Below are 2209 nucleotides of genomic sequence, written 5' to 3'. Positions count from 1 at the left end.
GTTCGGCGAGCAGCACGTCGAGGGCCGCGTGGCCGATGCCCCGCATCCGGTCGGGGTCGTCGAGCAGCGGCATCACCCGCGCCAGCATCTCCTGCGGGTCGCTGATCCAGCGCCCGCCGTGGAGGTCGAAGGCCAGTGCCACGTAGCCCAGTTCGGCGAGGGCGTCGGCCCGGCGGCGCTGGAAGTCGTTCAGGCCGGGCCCCTCGGGCCCGATCAGGACCGCAGGCCGGCGGCCGGTTCCGGCGGGCAGCGCGAGGTGCCCGATCATCGTCATTCCGTCGGCCGGGTACTCGACCGTACGCGTGGTGACCATCGTCATGGAACGGGACTGTAGTGACGACCGGCCCCCGCCCGGGCCCGACTTAGCCATCGGCAGAGCGGGCGGTCCGTCGGCGGCCGCCGCTGCGCTTCGCGTCGGAGCGGCTCCGCTGCGTGAGAGACTGGCGCGGTCAGTGTGATCCCTGTGCAAGGAGTGGACATGGCCGACCGCCAGAACGGCACCGTGAAGTGGTTCAACGACGAGAAGGGCTACGGGTTCATCACCCCGGAGTCCGGCCCGGACCTGTTCGTGCACTTCAGGTCGATCGAGGGGGCCGGCTTCAAGTCCCTGGTCGAGGGCCAGCGGGTGACGTTCGAGGCGGTCCAGGGCCAGAAGGGGATGCAGGCAGACAAGGTCCAGGTCGTCGAAGGCTAGGACGACCTGCCCGGGGCCTGACGGGCGGCGGCCCGGCTACACCGGCCGCCGGCCGGTGAGCCTCTGCCACCGGTCCCGTGCCTCGTCCAGTTCGCGGCGGGCCCCGGGGATGCGCGTGTCCGCCTTCTGGCGGGCCAGCACGTCGGCGAGCCGGCGCCGGGCCTCCTCCTGGTCGGCCGTGTCCTCGACCGCTTCGCGCAGGTCGGCCTCGGCCCGGGGCACGAGCGCCTGGCGTTCGGCCGTGGCCGCCTTGGCGTCGGCGGCGGCGTTGAACACCTCGACGACGAACTTCCGGACCTCGGCCTCGGGCGTCCCCTCCAGCGGGACGGAGACCATCTGCCGACGGCCGGTCGGAAGCGCCACGTAGACGTGGCCGTCGGTGCCGGAGTACTCGTCGAGGAGCGCGACCTCGTGCAGCGGGTACTCCGCCGTACGGCCCTCGGCCGTCACCTCCAGTGTCCGGTCGTACAGCCGCAGGCTGTCCCCGAGGGAGGACCTCAGCGTCCCCCGGTCCGGGGACCGGAGCCGGTCCAGGTGCGCCCGGGCCTCGCCGACCCGGCTCGCGTGGGCCCGCTCGGCCGCTTCGACGGCGGAGCGGGCCCTGCCGCGTTCGCGGCCCGCCTCGCGCTTCAGGTCGCGGAGCTTCCCTCGGGCGGCGTCCAGGTCGCGCCGGTGCTCGGCGTACTCCGGGCCGAAGGCGCACCGCCAGCCCCCGGGGTAGCGCAGCATCAGCCAGGCCACCGCTCCGGCGGCCACCAGCACGACCGTCAGGATCCAGCCCACGGGCCCCATCGCTCCCCCTCCCACCGGTTCCCTCGGCCGGCAGCGGCTCCCGCCGGTCCCGGACGGAGCCGATCGTACGAACGGCGGCCCGTCGGCGTGCGGGATTCCGGGAATCAGGAAGGCTCCTCGGGCCCGACTTCCGGGTTTTGGTCATGTTTTTGGCCGTTCTGGTTAAAGACCACGCCAAATAATCGAATGACCTCTTGCCGAAAATGTGATCACATGTGTGGGCGCTGTGGCGTTGTGCGTCACAGGGGAGGGACCGGTCCGCCTCACCGGGCGGGCCCGATCAACAGGAGTCGCACCATCAACACCGCCATCCGCAAGGCCGCCCGTGGGGCCGTGCCCGTCGCCGTCACCGCCTCCGTGCTCGCCGCCGGCCTCACCGCCTGCGGCACCGTCCAGCAGCTGTCCGCCGCGCAGAAGGTGTCGAAGGCCTTCGACAAGGTCCGCGACGGCAAGTCGGCCGGCTTCACCCTCTCCATCGACGCCACCCCCGAGCAGGTCGCCGCGTTCGCCAACTCCGGTGAGCACAAGGGCGGCAAGGGCATGATCGGTGCCGCCCGGGGCGACGGCGACATGGACGAGAAGACCGCCAAGGCGATCTCCGGCCTCTCCGTCTCGGTCGCCATCTCGGCCGACAAGCCGCTCAAGGACGTCGAGGCCTTCAGGAACGCCGGCAAGGCCGACAAGAACACCGACCTGACGCTCGACAAGTCGGTGCGCGTCTCC

The 2209-nt window shown here is 72.0% G+C and carries 3 protein-coding genes and 1 pseudogene; 2 read left to right on the top strand and 2 right to left on the bottom strand.

What is annotated here, in order from left to right; genetic code table 11:
- Positions 1 to 319, bottom strand: a 319-nt coding sequence (locus ACWDCZ_RS40590; RefSeq protein ID WP_449818623.1) for a dienelactone hydrolase family protein, incomplete at its 3' end; no start/stop codon positions are given.
- A gap of 159 nt (positions 320 to 478) precedes the next feature.
- Between ACWDCZ_RS40590 and ACWDCZ_RS40585 the strand changes: the two genes are divergently transcribed.
- Positions 479 to 694, top strand: a complete 216-nt coding sequence (locus ACWDCZ_RS40585; protein WP_049650536.1) for a cold-shock protein — start codon at positions 479 to 481, stop codon at positions 692 to 694.
- A 36-nt stretch (positions 695 to 730) separates the two neighbouring features.
- Here the strand turns inward: ACWDCZ_RS40585 and ACWDCZ_RS40580 are convergent, their stop codons facing one another.
- Positions 731 to 1477 carry a hypothetical protein gene (locus ACWDCZ_RS40580; RefSeq protein ID WP_449818622.1) on the bottom strand — a complete coding sequence of 249 codons (747 nt, stop codon included), beginning with the start codon at positions 1475 to 1477 and terminating at the stop codon, positions 731 to 733.
- A gap of 342 nt (positions 1478 to 1819) precedes the next feature.
- Between ACWDCZ_RS40580 and ACWDCZ_RS40575 the strand changes: the two are divergent.
- A pseudogene (locus tag ACWDCZ_RS40575) lies at positions 1820 to 2209 on the top strand (hypothetical protein); the annotation flags it as partial.

Source organism: Kitasatospora sp. NPDC001225, assembly GCF_053597855.1.
Note: the sequence above shows the minus strand (reverse complement) of the source record. Positions and strands in the feature narration are given on the sequence as shown.

Excerpts from the sequence above, each read along its gene's own strand:
- ACWDCZ_RS40585 (WP_049650536.1), top strand. The coding sequence starts at position 479 with ATGGCCGACCGCCAGAACGGCACCGTGAAGTGGTTCAACGACGAGAAG.